We start from the raw sequence: 2,492 nt of genomic DNA, 5'->3' as shown, positions 1-2,492 counted from the left end.
GCGGAATCTTTAGATGAACCAAGTACTTTAATTATCGCTCGCGCCAGTAGTTCCGGTGCGAGCTTTTTTGCGCATGAACAAAAAACTAAGGTTTCTGATAGGATTTGCCTGTACTCTAATGAAGGTGAACTTATTATTGGCCCAAAACCAACAGATGCCCGCTCATTCCACACAACCCGTAATCCGGGTGGATGTACCATCACCCACCGCCGACAAACCACAGTCTAAGCTGTGTTACACGGAAGGTAGTTGGTGGGCTTTGCTACCCAAATCCACGGGACCATCATTGTGGCAACGTTCTGCCGCGGGATGGACTGAACACCCGGAGATAGCTGCCCAGCTCAAAGGAGTACCGGGACGCGCAGATGTATGGGGTGAGAAAGGCAAGATAACAGCCGTTGGAGTCGATCCAGAATTTTTGACGGTTTTTCGGATCGAGAAAAAAGGTACGCCTGAGAAAGTAAAGTGGAAAACCAGCATACTGGCGACGCTGCGTCCGCCTTCGTCAGACTACCCGATAGAAACCGCTACCATCGCAAAGGCGCAAAACGGTAGCTGGTGGGTCGCGGCGGTCGCCGATGAAAAAGTTTACGTATGGAATAATTTGGCTAAAGCGAAGCGTTGGTCAAGTCCGTATCTCCTGGCCGAAGGGCTGGACAAGGACGACATTTGCGTAATTACCGAACTTCCCGATGGGGTGGGCGTGATCTGGTCGAATCAGATCCAGGAAACTGTCAATATCAGAATTCACAAAACAGGAAGCCCTGTCAATGAGTGGAATGAAGCCACTACGATCGAAGCCGGAAACGCCACGGCGGACGATCACCTCAACACCGCCCTCGCCCCCGACGGAACGCTTTGGGTCGCCACCAAAAACAGTCTGGACGAAGTGGGAAAGCCGCAACTGGTACTTCGGGTGCGTTCTCCAAAAGGAGAATGGCGCAACTACCCCTACGCGGTACTTGCCCCGCCCGATTTGCCGAGCCGTCCCATCGTGGTCGCGACGGAAGACCCCGAGATTGTCTTGACAGGTCATACCATTTACCATAATAAGCAGCCTAATCTGGGCAAGATCGTTTTTGGGCAGATCGATACCACGCAAACCGAAATTGTGAAAAATGAAAAGGTCGTCATCGCTCCCTACACCGCTGGCTGGGATGAAAACAACCGCATCAACGACGTCACAGGGCCCAAAAAGCCTTACCCACTGGGCGTTCCCTGGATTATTCTTGCTTCCGACCGGGAGGGGCAGGTATACGAGGCGGATTTAAGACCGCTGATTCGCCATTAACCCCTCAACCCCTTCACCCATTTCCGCACCCCCGGCGGAATCAGGGAGCGCATCAGCCCCGAGGGCAAGTACAGCTTGTAAGAATAGCCGACGTGGTCGATGTCTTTATCGAGGTACTTGCTTTTTACTTCCTTTCCAGTGGCGATGTTGACGACTTTTTGGATGGAAATGCGCTCGATGGCCATGTCCGTGATCATAGGGCGGTAATAGGCGCAGCCTTCGAAGTAATAGTGGTTCACCTGCGTGAAGCGGGTGCTACCGGTTTGCGTGATCGGCTCGCCGCCGTGCAGCAGGTTCGACGACCAGATCAGCGCCTGCCCCTTTTTGATGTTCAGTACTTTCTTGTCCAGCTTCTTTTTCTCCACCAGTTCGGCGATGAAGTCTTCGTAGCGGGTGTAGTACTTGTTCAGCATTTCCTCGATGGAAGTGCTGTTCGAGCCTTTCAATCCTAGAATGGAAAGGTCGTAGAAGGGTAGTTTGTGGCTCTTGGGGTAGTAGTGCAGCGGCCCGTTGCCATCGTGAACATCTTCCAGCGCCACCCACACCCCGCACATGAACCGCTCGGGGATGGAATTGAAGTGGATAGAATCGCTGTGCGTCCGCTGCTGGCTACCCGTGCTGAAATTCAAGGTCTGAAACGGAATCGGCTCCCGGCCGTAAAGCGTTTTGAGAACTTCCAGCACCCGCGGCGCGGCGGCAATTTTCTTAACAGCCTCGTTATATTCCCAGGCGTCCTGAATGCGGTTGGTCTGATCAGCCTCGAAGCGGGGTTTCAGCCCTTGCACGACGGCGTCTATGGTGGCTCCGTCAATCTGCGGATCAAAAACTACGTAGCCTTCCTCAGCGTAACGGCGAGCAAGGCCTTCGGTTTCTGGATCGAGGCGCGCCTGATCTATTTCCTGTTCAAAGAAGGGCGATTCAACCCAAGGGGTGTTAAGAGTAGTAGGGGTCGGCATAGACAGCATTTTTTTGTTTGAGAAGTAAAGGTTAGCAAAAAGGCGAACATTCCAAACACTTTTATGGCAAGAAATTCACCCGCTACGGAACAATGCGGTAGTATTTTGCCCCATTCCTATCCTTTTAGATTGTATTGAACAATTTCCTGCAACTTATCTGACAAGTCCAAACCGCCCTCCTGTGAAAAGTACTTCCCAAATCTCTGTTTATCTACTGGTAACTTTTCTACTTTGGGGCTGCGGCT

Annotated in this window: 2 protein-coding genes; one reads left to right on the top strand and one right to left on the bottom strand. The window is 52.1% G+C overall.

All coding sequences use genetic code 11. From position 1 onward, the window contains the following. Window positions 1–154: 154 nt before the first annotated feature. Complete coding sequence (locus ACEW8P_RS01880; RefSeq protein ID WP_373511417.1) at window positions 155–1,291, top strand: hypothetical protein; 1,137 nt, start codon at window positions 155–157, stop codon at window positions 1,289–1,291. Here the strand turns inward: ACEW8P_RS01880 and ACEW8P_RS01875 are convergent. Next, entirely contained in the window at window positions 1,288–2,247 is a 960-nt protein-coding gene (locus ACEW8P_RS01875; RefSeq protein WP_373511416.1) for a phytanoyl-CoA dioxygenase family protein, read from the bottom strand. The two genes, ACEW8P_RS01880 and ACEW8P_RS01875, sit on opposite strands and share 4 nt — an antisense overlap. Window positions 2,248–2,492: the final 245 nt, after the last annotated feature.

This window comes from Persicitalea sp. (assembly GCF_041751555.1).
GTDB lineage: Bacteria > Bacteroidota > Bacteroidia > Cytophagales > Spirosomataceae > Persicitalea.
Note: the sequence above shows the minus strand (reverse complement) of the source record. Positions and strands in the feature narration are given on the sequence as shown.

Coding starts and splice junctions, on each gene's coding strand:
- ACEW8P_RS01880 (WP_373511417.1), top strand. CDS start 155: ATGCCCGCTCATTCCACACAACCCGTAATCCGGGTGGATGTACCATCA.
- ACEW8P_RS01875 (WP_373511416.1), bottom strand. CDS start 2,247: ATGCCGACCCCTACTACTCTTAACACCCCTTGGGTTGAATCGCCCTTC.